Raw genomic sequence first — 24,759 nt, forward strand, 5'->3', positions numbered from 1 at the left:
CTTAGGTCGCCCGAACGCCCACGGGCCACTGAATTCCCGCAGCGCCGCCCATCGGCTCGGGCACGATGGTCTGGTGTTGCCACATCCCCGGACCGGACGCAGGTTCGCCTCACCCGTCCCGCCCGGGACCCGTTGGCCCGGGGATCCGGCCACCGCGGTCACACCCGTGGCCGGCGACGCGGCCGAGGTGGAGCGGTTGGCTGCCGAGGCTGCCCGTCTGCGCGACCTCGACGCCGAGGTCAGCGTGTGCCGGGCCTGCCCGCGGCTGGTCGCCTGGCGCGAGGAGGTCGCGCTGGTCAAACGCCGCTCATTCGCCGATCAGCCGTACTGGGGCCGGCCAGTCCCCGGGTGGGGTTCTGCGCGCCCGAGGCTGTTCATCGTCGGTCTGGCGCCGGCGGCCCACGGAGCCAACCGGACCGGCCGGATGTTCACCGGCGACCGTTCTGGGGACCAGCTGTTCGCGGCCCTGCACCGCGCCGGACTGGTGAACCAACCGTTGTCCGTCGACGCGGGAGACGGACTGCGGGCCAACCGGATTCGGATCAGCGCACCGGTGCGATGCGCACCGCCGGACAATGCGCCGACCCCGGCCGAACGCGACACCTGCGCACCGTGGCTGCGCGCGGAATGGACGATGGTCGCACCCGACGTGCGGGTCATCGTCGCGCTCGGCGGATTCGCCTGGAACGTGGCGCTGGGCCTGCTCGCGGATCAGATCGTAGGCCGCAGACCGAAGTTCGGGCACGGCGCCGTCGTGACCCTGCCCTCGGGACAGCAGCTTCTCGGGTGCTTCCACCCCAGCCAGCAGAACATGTTCACCGGCCGGCTGACCCCGGCCATGCTCGACGAGATCTTCGCCGACGCGCGCCGACGTGCCGGTATCTGAGCGATTTCGGCGCGCAAACCCGCGCTCAGCGCACGCAAGCGCGCCGAAATCACGGAAGCTGTCGGCCACGCGTAGCGTTGAAGCCGTTATGCGACTTTCTGTCCTCGATCTGGTTCCGGTGCGCACTGACCAGACCACCGCCGATGCTCTGGCCGCCACGGTGCAGCTCGCCCAGACCGCCGACCAGCTCGGTTACACGCGGTACTGGCTTGCCGAGCATCACAACATGCCTGCCGTCGCGGCCACCAGCCCACCCGTGCTGATCGGCTACCTGGCCGCGCAGACCGAACACATCAGGCTGGGCTCGGGTGGTGTCATGCTGCCCAACCACGCACCTCTGGCGGTTGCCGAGCAGTTCGCACTGCTCGAGGCCGCCGCACCCGGCCGCATCGACCTTGGCCTCGGCCGGGCGCCCGGCAGCGACCCGGTGACGTCAGTGCTGCTGCGTGGTGCCGCGGGACGTGACGATTCCGACGTCGAGAAGTTCCCGCAGTACCTCGACGAGATCGCGGCCATGATGAGCGCCCGCGGCGTGCGGGTCGACCTGCCTGCGCGCCTGGGCCGCCCCGACTACGTCCTCAAGGCCACCCCCGAGGCGGTCGGTGAACCGCGCATCTGGCTGCTGGGATCGTCGATGTACTCCGCACACCTGGCCGCCGCCAAGGGCCTGCCGTACGTGTTCGCCCACCACTTCGCCGGGCACGGCACCGACGAGGCGCTGGATATCTACCGCGAGGAGTTCCAGCCCAGCGATCTGGCGAGTGAACCCGTGACGTTCCTGACGGTCAACGCCTCCGTGGCGCCCACGCGCGAGGAGGCCGAGGAACTCCTGCTGCCGAACCTGCTCATGATGGCGCGCCTGCGGACCGGCCAGCCCCTGACCGCACTCGATCTGGTCGAGGACGCGCAGGCCACCAAGCTGACCCCGCAGGAGCAGGCCATCGTCGACGTCGGCCGGGCCAAGTCCATCGTCGGCGCGCCCGCCGAAGCCGCCGACCAGTTGCGCCAGTTGGCCGAGAAGTTCGGTGTCGACGAGGTGATGGTCAACCCGGTCGGGTCGGCGCGCCGCGGCACCGAACCCGCCACCGCGCCTGCGCGCACCACCACGTTGGAACTGCTGGCCAAGGAACTGTTCTAAGCCGAGTTGTTCTAGGCCAGGCCCTTCAGCATCAGGTTCCAGTACATGAACGGCAGACCGTACTTCTTCAGGTACCAGTAGCTGCGGTGCGGCGTGACCGGGTTCAACACCGGCATCGACGGTGTGATGTTCAGGTCGTAGTCGAACTCGGCCAGCAGCATCGAGTGCCCCGACGTCACGATCGGACACGATCCGTAGCCGTTGTACGACGCCGTCAGCGGTTGTCCGGCCAGGTGCGCCTCGACGTTGGCCACCACCACCGGCGCCTGTTTGCGGATGGCCGCACCGGTCTTGGAGTTCGGCGTCGATCCGGCGTCGCCCAGGCTGAACACGTTGGGGTACCGGACGTGCTGCAGGGTGTGCTTGTCGATCTCGACGTAACCGTTTGCGTCACCCGTCGAAAGCGGACTGTCCTTGATCCAGTCCGGCGCCGACTGGCGGGGCGCGGTGTGCAGCACGTCGTAGGGCAGCATCGTGGTGGACCCGGCGGTCCCGACGGGCGTCACCGCGACCTTGTGGGCTGCCGCGTCGATCGACGTCACCTCGGCTCCTGCGTGCACCGTGATGCCGTAGTCGGCAGCCACGCTCTCGAGGCTGTCCGCGATGGCCGGAATGCCGAAGAGACGCGGCGTGGGCACCACCAGGTGCACGTCGATGTCCTTCAGCACGCCCTGTGAACGCCAGTGGTCGGCGGCCAGGTAGGCGATCTTCTGCGGTGCGCCGGCGCACTTGATCGGGCCCGACGGCATCGCGAACACCGCGGTCCCCGAACGCACGTTGCGGATGAAATCCCAGGTGCGCGGGGCGAGGTCGAAGCGATAGTTCGACGACACGCCGTCCTTGCCGAGGGCCTCCTGCAGGCCCTCGGTTCGGTTCCAGTCCAGCTGGATGCCCGGACACACCACCAGGGCGTCGTACTCGTAGGTCGCGCCGTCGACACACGTGACGGTGTTGTTGTCGGGATCGACCGTGGCTGCGGCGTTGCGGATCCATGTGGCGCCCTTGGGCATCACGGATGCCTCGGGGCGCGCACTGGTGGCCGCTTTGGCCCGTCCGCCGCCGACGAGCGTCCACAGCGGTTGGTAGTAGTGCGTGGCGGACGGTTCGATGACGGCGACGTCGGAGTGGCCCCGGCGCAGCAGCCGGGCGGCGACCGAGATGCCGGCCGTTCCGCCGCCGACGACGAGGATCCGATGTTTTCCAGTGGTCACGGTTCTTCTCCTTGTGCCCGCTCAGGCGTTCTGGTGTGAATCCGCCCAGGCGCCATAGCCGCCCAGGATGTCGCTGACATCGGAGAAACCGTTGGACCGCAAGAGGCTTGCCGCGACCGAGGACCGGTAGCCGCCGGCGCAGTACACAACGGTCGGCCTCGAAGGATCCAGTTCGGCAAGGCGCCCCGGCAGCTGTCCAACCGGGATCGCAGTCGCGTTCGGGATGGTGCCTGCGGCGACCTCGCCCGGATTGCGCACATCGACGATCTGCAGGTCGGCCAACTCTGCGGCGCGTTGGTCGAATGCCTGTGCTGTGAGTCGAGAGGCCATCTGAACGTCGTCGGAGTGGGCCAACATCTCCTCGAACGGCCGGTCTAAGTATCCGATCACGCGGTCGAAACCGATGCGGGCCAGTCGATTCCTGCCCTCCAGCTCCTGTCCCGGCTCGGTGAACAGCACGATGTCGACATCCGGCGACAGCACTGATCCGGCGAACTCGGCGTACCGGCCCTCGAGACCGATGTTGATCGCCTGGCGCAGATGGCCGGTGGCGAACTCCTCTGGGCTGCGTCCGTCGACCAGGACGGCGCCGTCGGCCAGGGCCGCCGAGACGTCGTCCCAGCTCATGGCCGGAGGCATCGTGTTCTCGTCCAACAGTTCTCGATCCTTGCGGTTGAGGATCGCGTCGTAGACGAAATAACTCGGGGCCGGCGGCTGACCCTCGGTGACCAGCTCCATGAAGGTGGCCTTGTCGGGGGCACGCAACGCGTAGTTCGTGGTCTTCTGCTCACCCATGGTCGACCACAGGTCCGTCGAGAGGTTCTTGCCGCAGGCTGATCCCGCGCCGTGCGCCGGATACACGCGGGTGGCGTCGGGCAGCGTCATGAGCTTGGTGTGCAGCGAGTCATAGAGTTTGTCGGCCAACTCCTCGCGGGTGAACCCGATCGATGCCAGCAGATCCGGGCGGCCGACGTCACCGATGAACAGCGCATCACCGGTCAACACGCCATAGGGGACCTCGTCGCTGGCGTGCTCGTAGACCACGATGCTCATCGACTCCGGGGTGTGGCCGGGGGTGTGGCGGAATTCCAGCGTCACCTCACCCAGGGAATAGCGTTCGCCGTCGGCGACACCCATCGACTCGAACTCGGTCTCGGCGACCGAGGAGTAGACGATCTTGGCGCCGGTGGCTTTGGCCAGCTCCAGATGGCCCGACAGGAAGTCGGCGTGGAAGTGGGTCTCGATCACGAGTTCGATCGCGAACCCGAACTTCTCCGCATCGGCCAGGTACTCGGCCACATCACGCTGGGGGTCCACAACCACTGCGCGCCCACTGCTTTCGTCGCCGATCAGATACGACGCATGGGACAGACAGTCCAGGTAGTACTGGACGAACTTCATGACGGGTCCTTTCATTCGCTGCGGTGGGGCAGGCCCCTCTGGGAACCAGACTGCCTATACCCCTATGGGTATGTCAAGTACCCTATGGGGTATATCTATTCCGTCTTGCATGTACCCCAGGGGGTATGTGTATCCTGGAGTTGAACATACCCCCAGCGGTATTTCTTGACGAAACGCATCTGTAAGCGAGGACCACCGATATGACTGCACCATCGACCATCGACTCTCAGCATCTGAGTGACCTGCTGGCCTCGGCGGCGCCGCCGCGAGTGCTCGATGTGCGCACCCCCGGCGAGTTCGAGGCCACCCACATCGCCGGTGCCTACAACGTCCCGCTTGACCTGCTGCGCGAGCACCGCGACGACATCGTCAAGCATCTCGATGAGGACGTCGTTCTGGTCTGCCGCTCAGGTCAGCGCGCCGCGCAGGCCGAGGAGGCGTTGCGCGACGCCGGGTTGCCCAACGTCCACATCCTCGACGGCGGCATCGCCGCCTGGGAGGCTGGAGGCTTCACGGTCAACCGTGGCGCCCAGCGCTGGGACCTCGAGCGGCAGGTTCGCCTGGTCGCCGGCTCGATCGTGCTGTCCAGCGTCCTGGGCAGTATCGCCGTCCCCAAACTCAAGTGGGTGGCCGCCGGGATCGGCGGCGGCCTGACCTTCGCGGCGCTGTCCAACAGCTGCGCGATGGGCATGCTGCTGGCCAAACTGCCCTACAACCGCGGCGATGTGTGCGACGCCCAGACCGTGGTGTCTCGACTCCTGGAATCCAACCCCTCATGACTGCGCTCACCATCGGGCTGGCGGTGTTCGTCGGCGTCACACTGGGCCTGCTCGGCGGAGGGGGCTCGATCCTGACGGTCCCGCTCCTGGCCTACGTCGCGGGCTTGGACGCCGCACCGGCCATCGCGACGTCGCTTCTGGTGGTTGGCGTCACGAGCGCGGTGGGCGCGGTGTCACACGCCCGGGCCGGCCGCGTGCGGTGGCGCACTGGGCTGATCTTCGGGGCGGCCGGCATGGTCGGCGCCTACGGCGGCGGCCTGCTGTCACAGTTCATTCCGGGCACCGTCCTGCTGATTGCCTTCGCGGTCGTGATGGTGGCCACCGCCGTCCCCATGCTGCGTGGTCGAAAGGAGGTGGCGGCGGATGTGACGGCGCACCGCCTGCCGGTGGTGAAAGTCATCGCATTGGGTCTGGCGGTCGGCGTGGTCACCGGGATGATCGGCGCCGGTGGTGGATTCCTGGTGGTGCCCGCACTGGCGCTGCTCGGTGGGCTGCCGATGGCTGCCGCGGTCGGGACGTCACTGATCGTCATCGCGATGAACTCCTTCGCCGGTCTGGCGGGGCATCTGTTCAGCGTCGGCATCGACTGGCCCTTGGCGCTCGGCGTGACGGCCGCGGCCGTGGTGGGCGCCCTCGTCGGCGCGTGGCTGACCGCGAAGGTCGACCCCGGCGTGCTGCGAAAGGCCTTCGGGTGGTTCGTCCTTGCGATGGCGGCGCTCATCCTGGCGCAGGAGGTCTATCCCGCAGTCGGAATCGCCGCGGCGGGGCTCATCGCGGTGGCCGCGCTCGTGTCTCTCGCCTGCGCGCGTTACGCGCGTTGTCCGCTGCGACGCGTCTTGTGCCGTTCACCGTATGGCGGTGCTGCCGCGTGAACGTCGCGAGGGAATACCCCCGCCGGTACCATCGCTTTACGGTTCATCGGAAGGAGACATGCCATGGTCGGTGACGAGGACGCAATCGCCGCGGTGCTCAACAGACTGCGACGTGCTCAGGGCCAGCTTGCCGGGGTGATCTCCATGATCGAGCAGGGCCGTGACTGCAAGGATGTCGTGACTCAGTTGGCCGCGGTGTCGCGGGCGCTGGACAAGGCCGGATTCAAGATCGTCGCGACCGGCCTGCGCGAATGCCTCACCGGTGAGACCGCCGACGGCGACACGCCGATGACCGAGGCCGAGTTGGAGAAACTTTTCCTGGCGCTGGCCTGATACCCGCGGGCTGATGTCTAGGGCTTGAGCCTGATCACCGAGATCGCTCGCGTGGTCTTCTCCTGATAGGCGCGGTACCGGTCGCTGTTGTTCTCGTTGACGATCTCCCATAGGCGCGCGTAGTCCGGGTCGTCGGGACCGATGATGCTGGCCGTCACCGGGAACCGTCGCGGCCCGACGTTGATCTCCACGTTCGGGTGGGCCTTGATGTTGTGATACCAGGCGGGATTTCGGTTGGTACCGCCGTTGGACGCGACGATCAGATAGTCGTTGCCGTCATTGGCGTAGCTCAGGGTGGTGGTGCGCGGTTGGCCGGACTTGGCTCCCACGGCGTGCAGCATCAGATTCGACGGCGCGCCCGGAATGCGGTGACCGATCCAACCCCTGGTGCGCTGGTACAGCGTGTCGTGCACGCGCACGAACGTGACCAGTAAAGACGGCATCGCTGATGAAGGCATGAGCCCAGTGTGCCCGCTCGGCGCCCCTATAACCGCGCCAACGCCTCCCGGAGAATGCGCGCCGTCTCCTCCCGGTCTGGGTCTCGGCGCACCACAAGCCCTTTGGCGAATGACAGCTTGTCGCCGTCGTGGCGCGGCGCCACGTGCAGGTGGATGTGAAACACCGTCTGGAACGCGGCCCGGCCGTCGTTGATGACGATGTTATTGCCGTCGGCATGCAGTCCTGAGGCCCGCGCGGCCTGTGCGATGCGCTGCCCCAGGATCGTCATCCCCGCGACGGTCTCGGCGGGGGTGTCGGTCAGATCGGTGTGGTGCTGCTTCGGGATCACCAGGGTGTGGCCCCGGACGATGGGGCGGATGTCGAGGACCGCCAGGTAGTCGTCGTCTTCGTGGATGCGGACTGCCGGAGCCTCGCCGACGACGATGTCGCAGAACACGCAAGTCATAGCTGCCACGGTAGCGGGACTCGGCGGCACCAGTGACGCATGCCATATGTGCACTATTTGCAGATTGTGCAACAATTGTGATCAGTACGCGGAAGTGTTCGGCACCGCAGAGGGCGACGCCTGAAATCCGCGAGGAGAAGTTGATGAGTGATTTGGCCGTTGCGGCTGCAGTCTTGGATCCCTCCCCACGAGTCCGGCGGATTCGGCAGGCATGGACGGTGGCCGACGGCACGATGCGTTCCGCGCTCGACATCGCGCGCCCGTACGTCACGGGTCTGGACAATCTGCCGGCTGACGGACGGTTCCTGTTGGTGGGCAACCACACTGCGACCTCCCTTGCCGAGGTGTTTCTGATTCCGCACTACGTGCGGCGCGCCATCGGCGCCGAGGTGCGCGTGCTTGCCGACCGTGCCTTCGGGATGCACAAGGGGCCGATGACCGATCTGATCGCGGCCTTCGGCGGAGTGGTCGGTTCGCCCGAGAGTGTCCGGGATTTGATGGACCACGACGAGACCATCCTGGTGTTTCCCGGTGGGGGGCAGGAGATCACGAAGTTCAAGGGCGAGGAGTACATCCTGCGCTGGAAGCAGCGCGAGGGCTTCGCCCGCGAGGCCGTGGCTCGCGACTACCCGATCGTGCCCGTCGGACTCGTCGGCGGCGACGATGTCTACCAGAGCCTGACCACCCGAGACAGTCTGTGGGCCAAGATGACTCACGCAGTCCATTCCGTCGTGCCCGGCGGTCCGCCCGACAAGGCGATGCCGCTCGTTCGCGGCGTGGGTCCGACCCTGATTCCTCGCCCGCAGCGGATGTACCTGGCGTTCGGCGAACCGATCTCGACCACCAAGCCAGCCGACACCGAGTCCGCCGAGTGGGTGACCTCGGTGCGGAACGAGACCAAGGCCGCGCTGGAGAAGCTCCTCGACGATCTGCAGGCCATCCGCGCCGACGATCCGTACCGTCAACTGAACCCGCTGGCCTGGCGGCGCGCGGCCCAACCGCAGGAGGGCTGAAACGTGATGGCGGCCAAACCCGACCTGCGAGCGCGTCGGCGTAGGCAGACCACCGCCGACCTGCGCGCCGCCGCCATCGATCTGGTGCGGGCCCGGGGGTTTGACAAGGTCACCGTGGAGGAGATCTGTGCCGCGGCGGGCGTCGCACCGCGAACCTTCTTCAACTACTTTCCCAACAAGGAGTCGGCGATCGCGGCGGGCCCACCCGAACTGCCCGAGGATGTGGCCGAGGCGTTCGTCGCGGCGGGTGCCGCGCCGTATTCGACCGTCTGCACCGAGCTGATCACCCTGGTGGCCACTCACCTGGCCGGTGCGCCCGATCGAGCGCTCGTCGCCGCGATGATCGAGATCGCCGCCAGCACACCCGTCGTGCAGGCCGCGATGCTGGCCGGATTCGAACGCGGGGGACGCGAGATCGCCGAACTGGTGGCGCGCCGATGTGAGCTGCCCGTGGACGGTGAAATTCCCGTGCTGATGGCGGCTCTGGTGCTGACCACGGTTCGTGCAGGCATGGCGCGCTGGGCGGCCGCGCAACCGGCCGACGGCGACAGTCCGATGCCGTTTGTGCTGCAGGCCGCCGCCACCATGCGGCACATCTTCGAGTCCTGACCGGTCGCCGGACCGGAGTCGATACGCTGCGGCCATGGACTCCATCGAGTTGGCCTTCGCCGGCGCCGCCGAACAGGCCCGACTGCTGGCCTCCGGTGCGGTCACCGCGCCCGCGCTCACTGACCTGTATCTGGATCGCATCGCCCGGTTGGACCCAGAACTGCGGTCCTATCGCGTGGTGTTCGCCGAGCAGGCCCGCAGGGCCGCCGCCGAGGCGCAGGAGCGGTTGGACGCGGGGGAGCGCCTGCCGCTTCTCGGTGTGCCGATCGCCATCAAGGACGACTCCGACGTCGCAGGTACGCCCACCACCTACGGCAGCACCGCGCACGGGCCTGCACCCACCAAGGACGCTGAGGTGGTGCGCCTGCTCCGCGAGGCCGGCGCGATCATCCTCGGTAAGACCGCGGTGCCCGAAATGATGATCTGGCCGTTCACCGAAACCATCTCCTACGGTGCCACGCACAACCCATGGGACATCTCCCGCACGCCCGGCGGCAGCAGCGGCGGCAGCGGCGCCGCGGTGGCCGCGGGCCTGGCCCCCATGGCGCTGGGCTCCGACGGTGCGGGGTCCATCCGGATTCCCGCCTCGTGGTGCGGGCTGTTCGGTCTCAAACCGCAGCGCGGCCGGGTGCCGCTGGCGCCGCACGACGACGCGTGGAACGGCATGGTGGTCAACGGCCCGCTGACCCACACGGTCGAGGACGCCGCACTGTTCCTCGACGTCACGTGCGACAAGCAGATGCCCGGACCCGAGGGCGGATTCGTGCGTGCGGCGTCGCGGCCCCCGAACCGGCTGCGGATTGCTCTGACCACCAAGCTGCCGCCTGGAGTGACCGGGCGTGTGAGCCCCGGACATCGCGCGGCGGTGCATCAGGCCGGACAGGTGCTGCGCGAACTCGGCCACGACGTGGTGGAACGCGACATCGACTATCCACCGACTTCGATGTTCACCCAACTGCTGCCGCGCTACATCCGCGGCGTCTACGACGATGTCCGAGTGCTGCCCCATCAGGAGCGCCTCGACTCGCGAACGCGGGGCGTGGCCCGCATCGGCCGAATGTTCTCCGATGCGCGGATCGCCAAAATCCGTGCCGCTGAACAGGAGTTCTCCGCTCGGGTGCTGTCCATCTTCGACGACGTCGACGTCGTCATCACGCCGGGAACGGCCACCGGGCCGTCGAAGATCGGCGCGTACCGCAGGCTCGGCGCCGTCTCGACGCTGTCGCTGGTGGCCGCCCGGGTGCCGTTCCAGATCGCATTCAACGCCACCGGCCAACCCGCCGCCGTGGTGCCCTGGGGGCTGGACAGCTCAGGACTGCCATTGTCGATTCAGTTGGTGGGCAGACCCTTTGACGAGGCCACGTTGTTGTCGCTGAGCGCGGAGATCGAGGCGGATCGGCCATGGGCGCATCGGCGCCCGTCGGTGTCCTAGCGCAACGCATCGCGGTGGCGGCCGCGAGATGACGTACCGCACGTGTCGCGGAACCGCGCGCCATCGCGCGGTTGTGCGCGGTTGTGCGCGGTTGTGCGCCGCACCCGTGGCAGATCTCCAGCGTCCCCTGTGCACCATCACGCCCCCGAGATGCCTCTCGTTGAGGATAAGCCGCATCTCAGCGCCGCAGCCCGCAGAATGTCGAGATGGGACTGTTCGGCGCAGGGGGTAGTGACGAGGATCTTGAGCGGCGGATCGCCGAGCTCGAACGGCGCGTCGCCGAACTGGAGCGCGCGGCGTTTCTGGCGGGTCAGCCCATCCGCACCCAGCCAGTGGACGAGCCAGGCGTCAGCGAGATGGTGCGTCACCTTGCCGTGGGCGGCAACAAGATCGCGGCCATCAAACTTCTGCGCGATGAGACGGGACTGGGCCTCAAAGAGGCCAAGGAGATCGTCGATCGCCTCTAGTCGGCGATAACCCGCCAGGCCGCCAACTTCGTGGAGAAACCAACGGTGTGCGCGGGACTGGTCGACGGCAGCCTGGCGTAATGCAGGTGCGCCGTCCCGGTGGCGAGGCGACGGAAGTTGGCCTCGGCGGCCGCGCCGTTGAAGTACACCCGCTCAATGTCGGGGTGTGCGGCGAAGAAGGTCGGGAAGTCGTTGGCCACCATGCTGTCCCGTTCGACCGCCGAGTCCAGGCTGCCGGGGCGACGGCACAGCGCCAGTGCATCCCATACGGCGACGCCCCGGGAGATCAGTGCCGCGGTGCGTTCGGCGTAGGGCGCGTCCGCGGCGAACCCGAACAGTTCGCCCGTGATCCGCCAGAACGCGTTCTGCGGGTTGCCGTAGTACTCCTGCTTGGCCAGCGACAGCACACTCGGGGCATTGCCGAGAATGAGAATGCGCGGCCTGCCGCCGACGATCGGCGGGAGTCCGCGCACCTGCGGCGAGTTGTGGATCGTCACCGGCGCTCACCGCCGCTGGAACGCCACAAGTCACTCATGTGCGCACTGTACGTTGACCGATGTGGAGGCCAACAACCCCGGCGAGCGCGCCGAGCTCATCGAATGGCTGCGGGAGAAGGGGATCGACCCCGCGCAGGCCGAGAACTCCTTCTCGCCCATGCTGCTGGCGTCACGCCGACTGATCGGCGATGACGGCACCTACGTGTCCACCCGGCAGATCGCCGAGAAGACCGGCCTGGATGTGGACACCGTCCAACGGGTGCAGCGTGCGGTCGGGTTGCCGACGGTCGACGACCCCGACGCCGAGGTGTACCTGCGCGCCGACGGCGACGTCATCGGCCACACCGCCAAGTTCCTGGCGCTCGGCTTCGACACCGACCAGATCCTGTTCGCGACGCGCACGCTGGCCGAAGGTCTGTCCAACGCCGCGGAGATCATGCGCTACACCGCGCTCGGGGCGGTGCTGCAGGCAGGCGCCACCGAACTGGAGATCGCGCAGGCCTCCGAACGGGTGGTCGGAGAGGTCGCGCCGCTGCTGGCCCCCATGATCTCCGACATGCTGCTGCTGCAGTTGCGGCACGCCCTGGAGTCCGAGGCGATCACGGCCTCCGAGCGCGCCGTGGGTGAACCGCTGCCGGGTGCACGTCAGATCGCGGTCGCCTTCGCCGATCTCGTGGGCTTTACCCGGCTGGGGGAGGAGACGCCGCCCGAGGAACTCGAGCGTCTGGCGAACCGGCTCGGCGAGATGGCCCGCGATGTCGCGCACCCGCCGGTGCGGTTCGTCAAGACCATCGGCGACGCGGTGATGCTGGTGTGCCCCGACCCCGTACCGCTGCTGGATGCGCTGCTGGACCTGGCGGGCGCTGCCCAGGCCGACGCCGAATTCCCACGCCTGCGCCTCGGTATGGCGTTCGGCGACGCCGTCAGCCGCGCCGGCGACTGGTTCGGCAGCCCTGTCAATCTAGCCAGCCGGGTCACGGGCGCCGCACGGCCCGGATCGGTGCTGGTCGCCGAGTCGGCACGCGAAATGATCGGCGACACAACTGGTTTCGACTGGTCCTTCGTGGGTGCCAAGCACCTCAAGGGTTTCAAGGGTGAGACCAAGTTGTTCCGCGCCCGGCGCGGCGGTCCTATTGCGCCGTCGGCAGCGTGATGCCCTCCGACGGTTGCACGATGACGAAACCCTGGCCGTGGAAGGCGACCTGCACGGCCTCGCCGGACCCGCGACCAATCAGTGCGCCAGCTTTGAAGCTGGTCTTCAACTGCGTCTGAAGATTCGCCGACCAGGCCACCACGGCGTTGGTGTCGGCGAACGTCGGCGCCTCGGCGGCGTTGAGCACCACGGGCGGTCCGTCGGTGGTCAACGCGACCCAACCGGTGCCGCGCAGCGTGGTGTTGAACAGTCCACCGGTGACCATGCTGGCGCCCTTGACTCGTTCGATGTTCCAGTCGAGGCTCGACGAGAAGGCCAGCACGTTCTTGCCGCTGATGGAGAGCCCAGAGTTGTTGAGATTCAACAGGTGCACGTCGAACGAGCGGTCGGCCAGGAACACATCGCCCTGCCCCTGGCAGCGCATGAGCGGCAGGCCCTCACCGGTGAACGCCTTCTTGATGAACTTCGACGCGCCGCCGCCCTCAAAGGCGAAGTCGACGTTGCCCTGATAGGCCACCATCGACCCCTGCCGGGCCATGAACGGTTCGCCGAGTCGGACGCGCAGGAGCTTGTTGTTCTGGTTGCCGATCGGTTTGGCCTCCTTCTCGCCGTACCGGCCGTCGACCAGGTCGCCGGTGATCCCGCTGAAGCCGTCACCGACCGGCGCCGCGGGAGCCTGCGCGCGGGCCGGTTCGGGTGGCGGCGCTCCCATCGGCACCTGCAGCACTTGCCCCTGATGTGAAACCTGGTCCGTCCAGTTCTGCCCGTCCCACCAGCGATGCTCGAATCGGCCCTCGGGATCGGGATGCCATTGCCCTGTCATGTGTCGCCCTCCCTCGACGCGTGCGTTGTCTGCGTTGTCCTAGGCCCACAGTAGGCAGGCATTGCCGATTGCAACGTGGCCCCGCATTCTTAGGGACATGGCTGGTAAGGAGATCGACCGGGCCCGGGCGCAGAGCGCACTGGCCGTCGTCAGGCAGCACCCGGGAATGGCGCTGTTCGTGGTGTCGCCAGCGATCCTCGCTGTCGGCGCGGTGTGGTGGCTGGCCGGCACCGGATGGGCCGTCCTGCTGTTGATCGCTCTGGTCGCCGCCGGCGGGGCTGCGCTGCTGCTCAAGCGCTGATTTCCGCCCTGGTGTTCGCCGGAGGAGAAAGCCGTCCCTTCGAGGGTGTAACGGTGTAATCATGTAATAATGAAGAACCATCATTCCCACCGTTCCGTCCCGGATGCGGACGAGGCTGCCGACTGGTTCGCCGGTCGCCTGCCCGGAGAGTGGTTCGACGGCGATCCCGAGGTCACCGTCGACCGCGAAGAGATCACGGTCATCGGGCGTCTTCCGGACCCCGAGGGCGAAGAGAGCAGGGCCCGCGCGTCGGGTCGGGTGGCCCGGTTTCGGGAGGAGACCCGGTCCGAGCGCATGCGGATCGCCGACGAGGCCCAGGACCGGTTCGGCCGCAAGGTCTCCTGGGGCGTGACCGTCGGCACCGGCGACGGCGAAGAGCGGATTCTGTTCACGCACATCGCCGTTCCGGTCATGACCCGGCTCAAACAGCCCGAGCGTCAGGTGCTCGACACCCTGGTCGATGCCGGCGTGGCACGCTCGCGCTCCGACGCGCTTGCGTGGTCGGTCAAGCTCGTCGGTCAGCACGCCGAGGAGTGGCTGACCAAGCTGCGCGAGGCCATGTCCGAGGTCGATGACCTGCGCGCGCAGGGGCCTGAGCTCTAGTCGCCCCGTCACCCGTCACCCTGTCGCCGAGAGTTGACTTGGTGTACGCGATTCGCGACTCAGACTCGAGTGGGGGCGCGAACAACTCAACTCTCGGCGCCGGAGCGGGCGCAGCGACTCGGTTCCCAACGTCAAGCCTGCGTCATCTCCCAGTAGGCGCAGCGGCGCGCGCGTCCGCTGCACAGAGGGATCAGTTGACCCACTTGCCGATTCCATCGCCAAATTGCCCTCAATAGATGGATTCCCGTTGATTAACAGAGCCTTTACAGTCTGATCCGTACCTGAAACAACTGGTTGCGCTAATCTCAGTTCACCCCGCAGAGGTGGGGGATTCGGGCTGGTGGCAACCGCTGCTGGTGGTGGGGCCGAAGTGGTGCTGACGCCGCATCAGCGCGTCGTGACGAACCCCGGGACGGAGACTGATGGACATTTCGATTGTCTGCGGCAATCCCAAGCCGCAATCGAGGACCATGCATGCAGCTCAGGAGTTGGCGCGCAGTATCGCTGGGGTGCCGCCCCGCAACTCGATCGAACTCAGCGAGATTTCCAAAGACCTGTTCGACTATTCGTCCAGCGTCGTTCGCGAAGTGAAAGCCCTTGTGGCACAGTCTGATGTACTCATCGTCGCGACGCCCACGTACAAGGCGAGCTTCACCGGCCTCCTCAAGGCGTTCCTCGACAACTACGCCGCCGGCGAGTTGGCGGGAACGTTCGCGATTCCGTTCATGACGATCGGATCGGACAAGCACTTCCTGGCCGCCGAGACGCAGTTGCGGCCGGTTCTGGTCGAACTGGGAGCCAGTGTCCCGACGGCGGCTTTCAGTCTGAACACCGAGGCGCCGTCGGGACTCGATGACGCCATCACCGCATGGGTGGACCAGAACCGATTGGGGATCAAGGCATTTGAGCTCTGCAGCGCTGCCCCCGGCGGAGGGATCTGACGTGGCGAACGCCGTCGCAATGCAAGGCGCCTGTGGGTCGCTGAATCGAGAAGATTCAACGCGGCGGCCGGAACCAATTCAGAGACAGGTTTAGCCGCCAACCGAACGAGGTCGGTTCGGTGCTCGACATGTTGTGCGCACCGACCGCCTGAGGCCCGTCACCGCAGTCGGGCGCAAACCACACACATCGCCGAAGGGCATGCCGCAATCACTCGACGAGTGCGGCGCAACCCCTGGTGCCACGTGGCCGTCGTCCCGTGGCGGCCCGTACTGACGCGCGCACTCTGCGCACTGCCGACCATCCCGCCGAGCCCACCGGGCGCCCGTTTCGTACTACAACGTGACAAGGAGCATGACCATCATGAAATCGCGTTCCACTGCCGCACTTTGCGCATTGATCACTGCGACAACACTTTTCGCGTCCGCCTGCGGATCGCAGCCCGAAAGTGCCAGCCAGGGCGAGTCCGGGTCACCTCAGGCGGGCGGCAGTTTGACGCTGGCCGCGATCGGCGGGGGACAGGCCGAGACGATGGACCCGACAAAGTGGCTCAACACCCCAGACCAGACCCGGATCGGCGCGCTCTACGACCAGCTGGTGGCGTTGGGGTCTGATGGCAATCCGGAGATGCAGCTGGCGACGGACTTCACGCCCAACGCCGACGGCACGGAATGGACGGTGGTGCTGCGGCCGGGTGTCACGTTCCACGACGGCAGTCCGTTGTCATCCAAGGACGTCATGTATTCGCTTAAGCGGGTGATGGATTCGGGTGCCGTCGCGTCGGCAACCCTGTCGTCCATTGATTTCGACCGCAGCGAAGCGGTCGACGACGGCACCATCGTGTTCCGGCTGAACCGGCCCGCGGGCGACTTCCCGTCCTTCTTTGTCGACCCCTCCACCTCGATCATCAAGTCAGGAACCACTGAGTTCGAGAATCCGGTCGGCACAGGTCCGTTCAAGTTCAAGTCCTGGACACGGGGTGACCGCAGCATCTTTGAGCGCAATGACGACTACTGGGGAACCAAGGCGCACCTGGACGAACTCGTCATCATGCCCATGAGCGACGAGACCGCGCGCACCAACGCGTTGATGTCGGGTGCTGTCGATGTGTCGGTGGATGTCTCGCCGACCGCAGTCAGCACACTCGAGAAGACCGGACTGCAGCTGTCCCGCAAGACCGGCGCCTCCGCATCGAACTTCTACCTGCGGACCGACAGCGTGCCGACCGACAATCCCGCACTGCGTGAGGCCATGGCACTCGCGATCGACCGGCAGAAGTGCGTCGACGTCGCCCTCCAGGGCGAGGGTGAAGTGGCCTCAGACCTGTTCGGCTTCAACTTCCCGTCCTTCCCCACCGACGCGCCGAAGATCAGCTATGACCCTGAGAAGGCCAAATCTGTTCTGGCGAAGGCCAATATCTCCAATCCCAAACTCACACTGCACCTGGGCCCGGGTGGTCCAGGCATGGTGGAGTGCGCGCAGGTGTTCCAGGAATCGGCCAAGGCGGCCGGAATCACCATCGACATCAGCACGGTGCCGGGCCAGGACGTGTTCAATCCGGATGCGGGATACCTGTCCTGGGACTTCGGCATGACGGCGTGGCTGGGCAACTCGTTCCAGGATGTCGCCCGCCTGACGATGCTGGACGGAGCCTTCTTCAAGGAGACCGGCTTCACCGATCCGGCGTTCGATAAGGCCTTCTATGCCGCGCAGGCGTTGATGGACGCGGATGCCCGCAACGCCGCCTACGCCGAGCTGGCTAAGCGGATTCAGGGTGAGCACATCTACATCATCTGGGGATACGGTGATTTCATCACGGCCCACACCGGCAACGTGCATGGCCTGGAGGCATACGCCGGAGGCAAGTCGGTCGGGTTCCGGATGGCCGGACTCAACGAAGTGTGGATGACTAAGTGACGACTGGTCATCAGCCGGAGGTGAAGCCCAGTTCCGGCAGCACGCTGCCGGAACTGGCCCACCGCGACTCTCCCAGCCGCCGTGCGCTGTGGATGTCGTTGGCCGGCGCGGCCGGCTACCGGTTGGTGTCCGGCGCGGCACTGCTTTTCGTGGTCGTCACCCTGGCATTCTTCGCCACAGCACTGTTGCCCGGGGACCCGGTGAGTGCGGTGCTCGGGCGTAACGCGTCGCCCGCGCGACTGGCGGAGATCCGCGCGGCGCTGGGACTCGACCGCCCCATGCTCGAGCGTTATTGGACTTGGTTGACCGATGCGATGCGTGGCGATTTCGGTAATTCGCTGGTCTCCCAGGAATCAGTGGTCAGCATCCTTGGCCCCCGAATCGTCAACTCGCTGATTCTGGCCGGGTGTGCGGCGGCGATTCTGGTGCCCGCGGCGCTGTTGCTCGGGACCTACGCAGGCGCGCGGCCGGGATCCAGGACAGACCGGGTGATCTCGAGTTCAACCCTGGCCTTCCTGTCAATGCCGGAGTTCACATTGGGCGCGCTGCTGGCCTACCTGATCGGAGTCCGCAGCAACGGCGCGATCCCGGCGGTGTCGATGTTCGCCGCCGAATCCGGGCCGCTGTCCAAACCGGAGGTGTTGATCCTGCCGGTGGCCACGATGGTCCTGGTGAACCTCGGCTACTCGATGCGGATCGTCCGCGCCGGCGTGGCGCAGACCATGCAGGCCGATTACGTCCGGATGGCCAGGCTCAACGGGGTTTCCGAACGCAACATCCTGTTCGGCTACTCGCTGCGAAATGCGTTGGCACCCTGCATTCAAAGCGTCTCGTTCGTGTTGGTCTACCTGGTCGGCGGGGTGGTGCTGGTGGAGACCGTGTTCCAGTACCCGGGCATCGGGCAGTTGGCGGTGAACTCGACCCTGCAGCGGGACTTTCCGGTGATCCTCGGCGTCACAGCGGTGATCGCAGGCATCTACATCGTCGTCAACACAGTCAACGACGCCCTGATAGTGCTCTCCAACCCAAGGAAGTGGGCTGCCCGATGAGTTCTCGAAGGGTCGTGGGATTGACCCTGTTGATCAGCGTGATCGTGGTCGCCTTCCTCGGCCGGTTCATCGCGCCCCATTCACCGACCGAGGTCCTCGGGGCGCCCTACAGTGCGGACACGGGCCTGCTGGGCCTCGATGCGCTCGGGCGAGATGTCCTCTCGCGCATCCTGTATGGCGGTGCCACGCTGGTGCTGACCAGTCTTGGGGTGACCATCGTGGCCTACCTGATCGCCGCGCCGGTCGGCATGTTCATGGCGCTGCGCAACGGTCCTTCGGAGCGGGCGCTGATCTGGTTCAACGACGTCCTGCTGGCGTTTCCGCCGATCCTGTTGCTGTTGTTGCTGGCCACCGCCAGCGGCAAGGGGCTGACGGTCGTGCTCGTCGCCGTGGTCATCGGTCACTTCCCGCAGATCTGCCGATTGTCCCGCGCCGCGGCATCCCAGGTTGCGCACGCCAACTTTGTGGACGCCTCCAGACTGCGCGGTGAGCGGTCAGCGGCAATTCTGCGCCGTGACATTCTGCCGAACATCGTGCCGACGTTGGTCGCCGATTTCGGTACCCGCACCGCGTCGTCGATCCTGCTGATCGCCGGGGCCACCTTCCTCGGCCTGGGTGAGGCACCGCCGTCGTCGAACTGGGCGCTGATGGTGTCGGAGAACAGGGTGGGGTTGTCGATCCAGCCGTTGGCCGTGTTGGCGCCGGCACTTCTGATCGGTGTGTTCATCTTCGGGGTCAACCTGGTCAGTGACCGCGCCGTCGACGGCACCCCGCGCGGCAGTCGGCTGTTCGCATCAGCCCGAGCCCTGACATCAGCGAGGTTTGTGAACCGATGAGCAGCGAGAAAGCCGGCAAACCACTGGTACGAGTCGACGGTCTTGCTGCGACTCTGGCCGACGGACGGGAGATCCTGAGCGACGTCAGTTTCGAGGTCGGCCAGGGCGAGATCGTGGCGCTCATCGGTGAATCCGGCAGTGGTAAGACCACCACCGCCCTGGCGCTGCTGGGCTATGCGACCCCCGGGGTCACCCTGTCGGGGCTGGTTGAAGTCTGCGGCCATCAGGTTCTGGAACTGGACGAAGGCGAACTGCGCGCAGTCCGCGGGCGAGCGATCGGATACGTACCCCAGGACCCTCCGTCGGCATTGAACCCGACGATGCGCGTCAAGAAGTTGATTCGGTCGATACTGACCGCGCACCCGGATCGTGACGCCGGGCCGGAGGCCATCTCGGCGGCGCTGCGTCGCGTGGACCTGCCCGCCGACGATGCGTTCCAACGTCGTTTTCCGCATCAACTGTCGGGTGGTCAGCAGCAGCGCCTGGCGATCGGCGCTGCGCTGGCCGCCAGTCCGTCAGCAGTGGTGTTCGACGAACCCACCACCGGGCTGGACCTGCTCACCCAAGCCGTGGTGATCCGCGAGATCCGCAGCCTGCGAGAACGTTTGAACGTCTCGATGGTCTACGTCTCCCACGATCTGCGGGTGGTCGCCGACCTCGCCGATCGGGTGTGTGTGATGTACGACGGGAGCATCGTCGAATGCGGCCCCACTGCGCAGGTGCTCAACAATCCGGTCCATCCCTACACACGGAGCCTGATCGAGGCGGTTCCGGATCACCGGCGCTCCATCGTAGGTGGCGCGCGGGTGGCAGAGCCTCCGGGCGCCGAGCCGGCTGCCGCACAACAGGATCGGCGGCTGCTCGAGGTGGACTCGTTGCGTGCCAGCTATCACACGGGTGGGCGCCAGGTCCCGATCCTCGACGGCGTCGATCTGAAGATCGCGATTGGCGAGCGGGTTGCCATCGCGGGACAGTCGGGGAGCGGCAAGACCACTCTGACCCGGTGCCTGAGCGGACTGGTCACCGCTGATGAAGGCAACATGCTCTTCGAGAACCGAGAGTTGAAACGGTCGCTGCGCCAGCGCACCCAGCATGAGCTGCGGTCGATCCAGGTGGTGTTCCAGAATCCGACCTCTTCGTTGAACCCCCGCCTCACGGTGGGTGAGATCGTCGGACGCCCAGTCCAGCTCGGCGACAGCAGGGCGCGCAGACAGGCCATGAAGGAGTCCGTGGACAGGGCGCTGGAACTGGTGGAGCTGCCGACATCGGTGGCGTCCCGCCGGCCCGGTGAACTCTCCGGAGGGCAACGGCAGCGGGTCATGATCGCGTCCGCGTTGGCTGCCCAGCCAAGGCTGCTGATCTGCGATGAGATCACCTCCGCGCTCGATGTTTCGGTGCAGGCGCGAATCGTCGCGATGTTGCGCAGACTCAGCGATGAGCTGGATCTGGCTCTGTTGTTCGTCTCCCACGACTTGGGCGTGATCGGCGATATCGCCCATCGCACCGCGGTGCTGCAGGCCGGCCGGGTCGTCGAGGACCGGCCTACCGCGGAACTGTTCGCCGACCCCCACAACGACTACACCCGACGGCTTCTCCAGGCCGCCGATGAACTGGGCGGGCATCTTCGCCACGCCGCGGTAAACCAATGAGAAGGGACATTACGATGACCGCCGACAGTCGATCCGACGTCAAGGCGCCGACGGACTCCGACGACCTCGCCTATCTCACCGCTGTCGAGGCTCTGGCGCTGTTCCGGGCGAAGACCATCTCTCCGGTGGAGTTGATGACCTCGCTCGTGGACCGTGCCGAACGGCTCGAACCGCAGATCAATGCATTCAGCGAGATGTACTTCGAGAAGGCGATGGAACAGGCGCGTGCGGCTGCCGACGCCTACGCCGGGGACGGCACGCGGGCGAGGCCCTTGGAGGGCATCGCGGTGGCGCTCAAGGACGAGGTTCCTATCGAAGGGCATCTGTTCACCGACGGTTCGCTGGTGCACGAAGGCGAATACGCCTCCGAGACAGCGGCGTTGGCGCAGCGCATCTTCGATGCCGGGGGCATTATGCATGCCCGGACGACCACGCCCGAATTCTGCTGCGTGCCTTTCACCCATTCCCGGATGTGGGGAGTCACACCGTCACCGTGGGACCTGACGAAGTCAGCCGGCGGTTCCTCGGGCGGATCTGGAGCGGCGCTCGCTGCGGGCACCACGACGCTGGCCACGGGCTCGGACATCGGTGGTTCGATCAGAATCCCCGCAGCGTTCTGCGGCGTCGTCGGATTCAAACCGTCGTTTGGCCGCATTCCCGACGTCACGCCCTGGAACCTCGACCACTACTGCCAGAACGGTCCGATGGCGCGCTCGGCCGCCGATGCCGCGCTGCTGTTCGACGTCATGCAGGGGCAGCACCCCGACGACATCGCCACGCTGCCGCGACTGGAGATGCCCTCGACCCTGCCGGATGTGGCGGGTTGGCGGGTGGCGCTGTGCGCAACGCTGGGCGATTACGAGGTCGAGGACGGCATCCTCGAGAACCTGCGGGCCACCGCAGATCTGCTGCGCAGCTTGGGGGTCACCGTCGATGAGGTCGATCTGCCGTGGACACGGGCGCAGATCGAGACCATTCTCGAGGTGCACTTCGGCTACATCGCCGCCGCGTCGGCGGCCACCCTGTCACGCGGTAAGCCTGAACTGCTCAACGACTACACGCTGGACTACATCGAGCGCACGACAGCCCGTGCCACGAAGATGACGATGGCCCAGGCGTTCGACGCTGAAGCCGAGTTCTTCCGTCCTCTGTCGACGATCTTCACCGAGTACCGCGCGCTGTTGTGTCCGACACTCGCGACCGTGTCGCTCGAGGCGGGGGACTCCTACCTGGGCTACGGCCCGACCATCAACGGCAAGGTCACCGGGCAGGTCGATCGGGACGGTCTGATGACCGGGCCGTTCAACATCGTCGGTCGGTGTCCCTCCACGGCCCTGCCCTCTGGATTCGACAAGAGCGGCATGCCCACGAGCGTCCAGATCGTCGGGCGCCCCTATCACGACATCGATTCTCTGGCACTCGCCGACGCGGTCGATCGTGCTCGCCCGCTGTACCGAGAGACCAGGACCCGTCCGTCATTCGTGTAAGCGACCGAACAGCATTTCCACACCTGCAACACCGTCAGCAACAGGAGAGGTAATACATTGGCTCCCAAGAAGTTCCACCTGGGTTGGTTCGTCGGATTCGTGGCCAACGACTTCACCGGACCGTTCTCGCCTCCGGACGACCCGTGGGATGGCAAGTTCTACGTCGAGATGGCGCAGTCGATGGAGCGTGCCGGCTTCGACTACATGATGTTCGAGGACACCGTCAGTGTCCCCGACGCATACGGGCAGTCCTTCGACACCTATCTCAAACACGCGCTCTGGGTGCCCAAACACGATCCGGTCCCGCTGGCCGCCGTGATTGCGGCGGCCACCTCCAAGATGGGCGTGATCGCGACGATGTCGACGGCGTTCTACCCGCCCTACATGCTGGCACGCACGGTGGCCACGGTGGACCACATCGCGAAGGGCCGATTCGGCTGGAACATCGTGACCTCCGGACAGGATCAGGCGGCGCGCAACTTCGGGATGGACAAGCTGCTGCCGCACGACAAGCGCTACGAGGTCGCCCATGAGTACGTCGACGTGGTGCGGAAACTCTGGGATTCCTGGGATGCCGACAACATCGTCCGCGACTACGAAACGGGTGCCTACATCGCACCCGGCACCGTGCGGCCCATCCACCACGAAGGTGAGTACTTCCGCACCGAGGGGCCGCTGACGACGGTGCGGCCTCCCAATGGCCAGCCCGTGTTCGTGCAGGCCGGCGGATCACCCAAGGGACGTGACTTCGCGGCCAAGTACGCGGATTCGATCGTCGCGAACCCCGGCACCATCGAGGAGATGCGAGCGTTCCGTGACGACGTGCGGGCACGGGCCACCGCATACGGACGCGACCCCGACGAGATCAAGGTCCTGTTCATCGCCATGCCGGTGCTGGCTGCCACGACGGAGGAGGCCAAGGCCGCCAACCTGCGCAACATGTCCAGTGACCGGGCAGTGGAGAACATCCTCGCCGGGTTCTCCTTCGTGACCGACATCGACTTCTCGCAGTTCCCCCTTGACGAAGTGCCTCCGCAGGATCTGACGACCAACGGTGAGCAGTCTTCACTCGACATGTTCCTGCAGCGCGGCAGCGGCAAGACACTGCGGCAACTGGCCATGGACTACATCTCGCCGCCGATCGAACTGGTCGGCACGCCCGATGAGGTTGCCGACCGCATGGGGGAGGTCATCGACGAGGTCGGTGGTGACGGCTTCCTGATCTACACCGGATCCAACAGCCTGAACCGCAGATTCATCGCGGAGATCACTGAAGGGCTGGTGCCCGCGTTGCAGCGGCGCGGCCGCACCAGGACCGAATACAAGTCCGAATATCTGCGCGACAACCTGAGGGAGTTCTAATGCCCGCGGGCCGGCGGGAGGGAGCAGCGGGTTTCCTGCTGCTCCCCCCGCAGGCTCGCCGCAGCCCGGTGCTGCACCAAGACTGCACGGGCCATCAGCAGGAGAAGGTGGACGTGGCGGGGCGGGTCCGTGATGCCACCGTCGTGTACGCCGCCGACCTGGGTCGTGCGCAGGCGATCGCCACGCGCCTGCGCACGACCGACTCTGCCCTGATCCTGCTGGACGTGCGCGCGTTCGTCGCCGGGACGTTCGCGGAGTGGCGGAAGAGTTGCCCGGATCCCGGGAGATGCCGTCGCGTCGCCGCTGGTGGTCATCGGCTGTCCTATTGCGGCACCGTCGCCGGTCTCGAGTCCTATCTGGCCGATATCGCGCGGCTCGGGATGGTCGACGGCGTCATACTGTCCGCGCATTGGGTGCCGGACGCTCCCGATGTACCGTCGTCTGGCGGCACGGTGCAGCAGAGGGCAGCGGCGGTGTCGACAGGTTGCGCATCGGGACGCCACCACGAGCAGCGTCTTCGATCGGTAGTCGCTTCGACACAGTTGTCGCGGCGCGGGGGAGGGGAATGATGGCGAGCCACGACACCGATGGGAGCGGGCACGACCCTCAGTCAGCGGCGATCATAGCCATGCTGCGTGAGGACGGCAGGCGCTCCTACGCGTCAATCGCGAAGGACGTCGGTCTTTCCGAAGCCGCTGTCCGGCAACGGGTCCAACGGCTGATCGAACAGGGCCACATGCAGATCGTCGCGATCACCAATCCCCTCGACGATTTCAAACTGTCGTCGCTGCTGCGGATCCGGGTCAGCGGAGATGTCCGCGCCACGGCGGCCCAGATCGGTGAGATCGCTGAGGTGAGCTTCTGCGTCATCGTCTCCGGCGACTGTCAGGTTGTCGCGGAGGTGATGTGCCGGGATGGGCACCACCTCCTGACGGTCGTGCACGAGTCGATCGAGGCTCTGCCCACGGTGACCGACGTGCAGACCATGGTCTACCTGGAGGCCGTCAAACAGACCTATCAGTGGGGGACCTGGCCCCTGGGCGAGCACTACTCGCGCTGACGCCGCCACGTCTCGCCGCAGGTTCCTCCGAGGCTCCG

27 protein-coding genes are annotated in these 24,759 nt (G+C 66.4%); 21 read left to right on the forward strand and 6 right to left on the reverse strand.

The window, feature by feature from the left end:
- Positions 1 to 73: 73 nt before the first annotated feature.
- Positions 74 to 886: a uracil-DNA glycosylase gene (locus G6N34_RS04685; RefSeq protein WP_085156522.1), complete on the forward strand. Its 813-nt coding sequence runs from the start codon at positions 74 to 76 to the stop codon at positions 884 to 886.
- 88 nt (positions 887 to 974) lie between these two features.
- Positions 975 to 2,024 carry an LLM class flavin-dependent oxidoreductase gene (locus G6N34_RS04690; RefSeq protein WP_085156525.1) on the forward strand — a complete coding sequence of 350 codons (1,050 nt, stop codon included), beginning with the start codon at positions 975 to 977 and terminating at the stop codon, positions 2,022 to 2,024.
- Between the two features lie 11 nt (positions 2,025 to 2,035).
- On the opposite strand, the gene G6N34_RS04695 is transcribed toward G6N34_RS04690, so the two are convergent.
- Positions 2,036 to 3,235 carry an NAD(P)/FAD-dependent oxidoreductase gene (locus G6N34_RS04695; RefSeq protein WP_085156528.1) on the reverse strand — a complete coding sequence of 400 codons (1,200 nt, stop codon included), beginning with the start codon at positions 3,233 to 3,235 and terminating at the stop codon, positions 2,036 to 2,038.
- Between the two features lie 21 nt (positions 3,236 to 3,256).
- The gene (locus tag G6N34_RS04700) at positions 3,257 to 4,636 is read right to left on the reverse strand and encodes an MBL fold metallo-hydrolase (protein WP_085156531.1); all 1,380 of its coding nucleotides are present in this window, start codon (positions 4,634 to 4,636) and stop codon (positions 3,257 to 3,259) included.
- Positions 4,637 to 4,836: 200 nt separating this feature from the next.
- Here G6N34_RS04700 and G6N34_RS04705 point away from each other — a divergent pair, with 200 nt between their 5' ends.
- From G6N34_RS04705 to G6N34_RS04715, 3 genes are all read left to right on the forward strand, one after another.
- Positions 4,837 to 5,415, forward strand: coding sequence for a rhodanese-like domain-containing protein (locus tag G6N34_RS04705; RefSeq protein ID WP_085156534.1), 579 nt, complete (start codon positions 4,837 to 4,839; stop codon positions 5,413 to 5,415).
- On the forward strand, positions 5,412 to 6,287 hold the full coding sequence (locus G6N34_RS04710) for a sulfite exporter TauE/SafE family protein (protein WP_085156537.1): 876 nt from the start codon (positions 5,412 to 5,414) through the stop codon (positions 6,285 to 6,287). The genes G6N34_RS04705 and G6N34_RS04710 overlap by 4 nt, the downstream gene beginning before the upstream one ends.
- A 63-nt stretch (positions 6,288 to 6,350) precedes the next feature.
- Entirely contained in the window at positions 6,351 to 6,620 is a 270-nt protein-coding gene (locus G6N34_RS04715; RefSeq protein WP_085156540.1) for a metal-sensitive transcriptional regulator, read from the forward strand.
- A gap of 17 nt (positions 6,621 to 6,637) precedes the next feature.
- On the opposite strand, the gene G6N34_RS04720 is transcribed toward G6N34_RS04715, so the two are convergent.
- Positions 6,638 to 7,078 (reverse strand): nitroreductase family deazaflavin-dependent oxidoreductase, encoded by a 441-nt coding sequence (locus G6N34_RS04720; protein ID WP_234813101.1) that lies wholly within the window; start codon positions 7,076 to 7,078, stop codon positions 6,638 to 6,640.
- Between the two features lie 26 nt (positions 7,079 to 7,104).
- Positions 7,105 to 7,524, reverse strand: a complete 420-nt coding sequence (locus G6N34_RS04725; RefSeq protein ID WP_085156546.1) for an HIT family protein — start codon at positions 7,522 to 7,524, stop codon at positions 7,105 to 7,107.
- A gap of 143 nt (positions 7,525 to 7,667) precedes the next feature.
- Between G6N34_RS04725 and G6N34_RS04730 the strand changes: the two genes are divergently transcribed.
- From G6N34_RS04730 to G6N34_RS28420, 4 genes are all read left to right on the forward strand, one after another.
- Positions 7,668 to 8,537 (forward strand): lysophospholipid acyltransferase family protein, encoded by an 870-nt coding sequence (locus G6N34_RS04730; protein ID WP_085156548.1) that lies wholly within the window; start codon positions 7,668 to 7,670, stop codon positions 8,535 to 8,537.
- 6 nt (positions 8,538 to 8,543) lie between these two features.
- Positions 8,544 to 9,146, forward strand: a complete 603-nt coding sequence (locus G6N34_RS04735; protein ID WP_085156551.1) for a TetR family transcriptional regulator — start codon at positions 8,544 to 8,546, stop codon at positions 9,144 to 9,146.
- Between the two features lie 34 nt (positions 9,147 to 9,180).
- Complete coding sequence (locus tag G6N34_RS04740; RefSeq protein WP_085156554.1) at positions 9,181 to 10,578, forward strand: amidase; 1,398 nt, start codon at positions 9,181 to 9,183, stop codon at positions 10,576 to 10,578.
- Between the two features lie 206 nt (positions 10,579 to 10,784).
- Complete coding sequence (locus G6N34_RS28420) at positions 10,785 to 11,045, forward strand: ribosomal protein L7/L12 (protein WP_085156557.1); 261 nt, start codon at positions 10,785 to 10,787, stop codon at positions 11,043 to 11,045.
- Here G6N34_RS28420 and G6N34_RS04750 read toward each other — a convergent pair.
- A complete protein-coding gene (locus G6N34_RS04750) occupies positions 11,042 to 11,542 on the reverse strand; it encodes a DNA-deoxyinosine glycosylase (protein ID WP_407663207.1) in 501 nt (166 codons plus the stop codon). The two genes, G6N34_RS28420 and G6N34_RS04750, sit on opposite strands and share 4 nt — an antisense overlap.
- A gap of 61 nt (positions 11,543 to 11,603) precedes the next feature.
- Between G6N34_RS04750 and G6N34_RS04755 the strand changes: the two genes are divergently transcribed.
- Positions 11,604 to 12,695 (forward strand): adenylate/guanylate cyclase domain-containing protein, encoded by a 1,092-nt coding sequence (locus G6N34_RS04755; RefSeq protein ID WP_234813102.1) that lies wholly within the window; start codon positions 11,604 to 11,606, stop codon positions 12,693 to 12,695.
- Here the strand turns inward: G6N34_RS04755 and G6N34_RS04760 are convergent.
- Positions 12,673 to 13,518: an AIM24 family protein gene (locus G6N34_RS04760; RefSeq protein WP_085156566.1), complete on the reverse strand. Its 846-nt coding sequence runs from the start codon at positions 13,516 to 13,518 to the stop codon at positions 12,673 to 12,675. The two genes, G6N34_RS04755 and G6N34_RS04760, sit on opposite strands and share 23 nt — an antisense overlap.
- Positions 13,519 to 13,615: 97 nt before the next feature.
- Here G6N34_RS04760 and G6N34_RS04765 point away from each other — a divergent pair, with 97 nt between their 5' ends.
- From G6N34_RS04765 to G6N34_RS04815, 11 genes are all read left to right on the forward strand, one after another.
- Complete coding sequence (locus tag G6N34_RS04765) at positions 13,616 to 13,819, forward strand: hypothetical protein (RefSeq protein ID WP_085156568.1); 204 nt, start codon at positions 13,616 to 13,618, stop codon at positions 13,817 to 13,819.
- Positions 13,820 to 13,888: 69 nt separating this feature from the next.
- Positions 13,889 to 14,422, forward strand: coding sequence for an ATP-binding transcription factor AbmR (locus tag G6N34_RS04770; RefSeq protein ID WP_085156571.1), 534 nt, complete (start codon positions 13,889 to 13,891; stop codon positions 14,420 to 14,422).
- Between the two features lie 470 nt (positions 14,423 to 14,892).
- A complete protein-coding gene (locus tag G6N34_RS04775) occupies positions 14,893 to 15,363 on the forward strand; it encodes an NADPH-dependent FMN reductase (RefSeq protein ID WP_234813103.1) in 471 nt (156 codons plus the stop codon).
- 361 nt (positions 15,364 to 15,724) lie between these two features.
- A complete protein-coding gene (locus G6N34_RS04780) occupies positions 15,725 to 17,278 on the forward strand; it encodes an ABC transporter substrate-binding protein (RefSeq protein WP_163645316.1) in 1,554 nt (517 codons plus the stop codon).
- Positions 17,275 to 18,327 carry an ABC transporter permease gene (locus G6N34_RS04785; RefSeq protein WP_085156581.1) on the forward strand — a complete coding sequence of 351 codons (1,053 nt, stop codon included), beginning with the start codon at positions 17,275 to 17,277 and terminating at the stop codon, positions 18,325 to 18,327. Before G6N34_RS04780 ends, G6N34_RS04785 begins: the two co-directional genes overlap by 4 nt.
- Positions 18,324 to 19,163 (forward strand): ABC transporter permease, encoded by an 840-nt coding sequence (locus G6N34_RS04790; RefSeq protein WP_133057823.1) that lies wholly within the window; start codon positions 18,324 to 18,326, stop codon positions 19,161 to 19,163. Before G6N34_RS04785 ends, G6N34_RS04790 begins: the two co-directional genes overlap by 4 nt.
- A complete protein-coding gene (locus G6N34_RS04795; RefSeq protein ID WP_085156587.1) occupies positions 19,160 to 20,812 on the forward strand; it encodes an ABC transporter ATP-binding protein in 1,653 nt (550 codons plus the stop codon). Before G6N34_RS04790 ends, G6N34_RS04795 begins: the two co-directional genes overlap by 4 nt.
- Before the next feature lie 14 nt (positions 20,813 to 20,826).
- Complete coding sequence (locus G6N34_RS04800) at positions 20,827 to 22,299, forward strand: amidase (protein ID WP_163645318.1); 1,473 nt, start codon at positions 20,827 to 20,829, stop codon at positions 22,297 to 22,299.
- A 57-nt stretch (positions 22,300 to 22,356) separates the two neighbouring features.
- Entirely contained in the window at positions 22,357 to 23,661 is a 1,305-nt protein-coding gene (locus tag G6N34_RS04805; RefSeq protein WP_085156593.1) for an NtaA/DmoA family FMN-dependent monooxygenase, read from the forward strand.
- Positions 23,661 to 24,230 carry a hypothetical protein gene (locus G6N34_RS04810; protein WP_085156596.1) on the forward strand — a complete coding sequence of 190 codons (570 nt, stop codon included), beginning with the start codon at positions 23,661 to 23,663 and terminating at the stop codon, positions 24,228 to 24,230. Before G6N34_RS04805 ends, G6N34_RS04810 begins: the two co-directional genes overlap by 1 nt.
- A 59-nt stretch (positions 24,231 to 24,289) precedes the next feature.
- A complete protein-coding gene (locus tag G6N34_RS04815) occupies positions 24,290 to 24,721 on the forward strand; it encodes an Lrp/AsnC family transcriptional regulator (RefSeq protein ID WP_234813104.1) in 432 nt (143 codons plus the stop codon).
- The last annotated feature ends 38 nt before the right edge of the window (positions 24,722 to 24,759 follow it).

Source organism: Mycolicibacterium confluentis, from assembly GCF_010729895.1.
Taxonomy (GTDB): Bacteria; Actinomycetota; Actinomycetes; order Mycobacteriales; family Mycobacteriaceae; genus Mycobacterium; species Mycobacterium confluentis.

Bases quoted from the DNA above. Each gene is read 5' to 3' on its own strand.
- G6N34_RS04690 (WP_085156525.1), top strand. From the start codon at position 975: ATGCGACTTTCTGTCCTCGATCTGGTTCCGGTGCGCACTGACCAGACC.
- G6N34_RS04700 (WP_085156531.1), bottom strand. From the start codon at position 4,636: ATGAAGTTCGTCCAGTACTACCTGGACTGTCTGTCCCATGCGTCGTAT.
- G6N34_RS04705 (WP_085156534.1), top strand. From the start codon at position 4,837: ATGACTGCACCATCGACCATCGACTCTCAGCATCTGAGTGACCTGCTG.
- G6N34_RS04710 (WP_085156537.1), top strand. From the start codon at position 5,412: ATGACTGCGCTCACCATCGGGCTGGCGGTGTTCGTCGGCGTCACACTG.
- G6N34_RS04715 (WP_085156540.1), top strand. From the start codon at position 6,351: ATGGTCGGTGACGAGGACGCAATCGCCGCGGTGCTCAACAGACTGCGA.
- G6N34_RS04720 (WP_234813101.1), bottom strand. From the start codon at position 7,078: ATGCCTTCATCAGCGATGCCGTCTTTACTGGTCACGTTCGTGCGCGTG.
- G6N34_RS04725 (WP_085156546.1), bottom strand. From the start codon at position 7,524: ATGACTTGCGTGTTCTGCGACATCGTCGTCGGCGAGGCTCCGGCAGTC.
- G6N34_RS04730 (WP_085156548.1), top strand. From the start codon at position 7,668: ATGAGTGATTTGGCCGTTGCGGCTGCAGTCTTGGATCCCTCCCCACGA.
- G6N34_RS04735 (WP_085156551.1), top strand. From the start codon at position 8,544: ATGGCGGCCAAACCCGACCTGCGAGCGCGTCGGCGTAGGCAGACCACC.
- G6N34_RS04740 (WP_085156554.1), top strand. From the start codon at position 9,181: ATGGACTCCATCGAGTTGGCCTTCGCCGGCGCCGCCGAACAGGCCCGA.
- G6N34_RS28420 (WP_085156557.1), top strand. From the start codon at position 10,785: ATGGGACTGTTCGGCGCAGGGGGTAGTGACGAGGATCTTGAGCGGCGG.
- G6N34_RS04760 (WP_085156566.1), bottom strand. From the start codon at position 13,518: ATGACAGGGCAATGGCATCCCGATCCCGAGGGCCGATTCGAGCATCGC.
- G6N34_RS04765 (WP_085156568.1), top strand. From the start codon at position 13,616: ATGGCTGGTAAGGAGATCGACCGGGCCCGGGCGCAGAGCGCACTGGCC.
- G6N34_RS04770 (WP_085156571.1), top strand. From the start codon at position 13,889: ATGAAGAACCATCATTCCCACCGTTCCGTCCCGGATGCGGACGAGGCT.
- G6N34_RS04775 (WP_234813103.1), top strand. From the start codon at position 14,893: ATGCATGCAGCTCAGGAGTTGGCGCGCAGTATCGCTGGGGTGCCGCCC.
- G6N34_RS04780 (WP_163645316.1), top strand. From the start codon at position 15,725: ATGAAATCGCGTTCCACTGCCGCACTTTGCGCATTGATCACTGCGACA.
- G6N34_RS04790 (WP_133057823.1), top strand. From the start codon at position 18,324: ATGAGTTCTCGAAGGGTCGTGGGATTGACCCTGTTGATCAGCGTGATC.
- G6N34_RS04795 (WP_085156587.1), top strand. From the start codon at position 19,160: ATGAGCAGCGAGAAAGCCGGCAAACCACTGGTACGAGTCGACGGTCTT.
- G6N34_RS04800 (WP_163645318.1), top strand. From the start codon at position 20,827: ATGACCGCCGACAGTCGATCCGACGTCAAGGCGCCGACGGACTCCGAC.
- G6N34_RS04810 (WP_085156596.1), top strand. From the start codon at position 23,661: ATGCCCGCGGGCCGGCGGGAGGGAGCAGCGGGTTTCCTGCTGCTCCCC.
- G6N34_RS04815 (WP_234813104.1), top strand. From the start codon at position 24,290: ATGCTGCGTGAGGACGGCAGGCGCTCCTACGCGTCAATCGCGAAGGAC.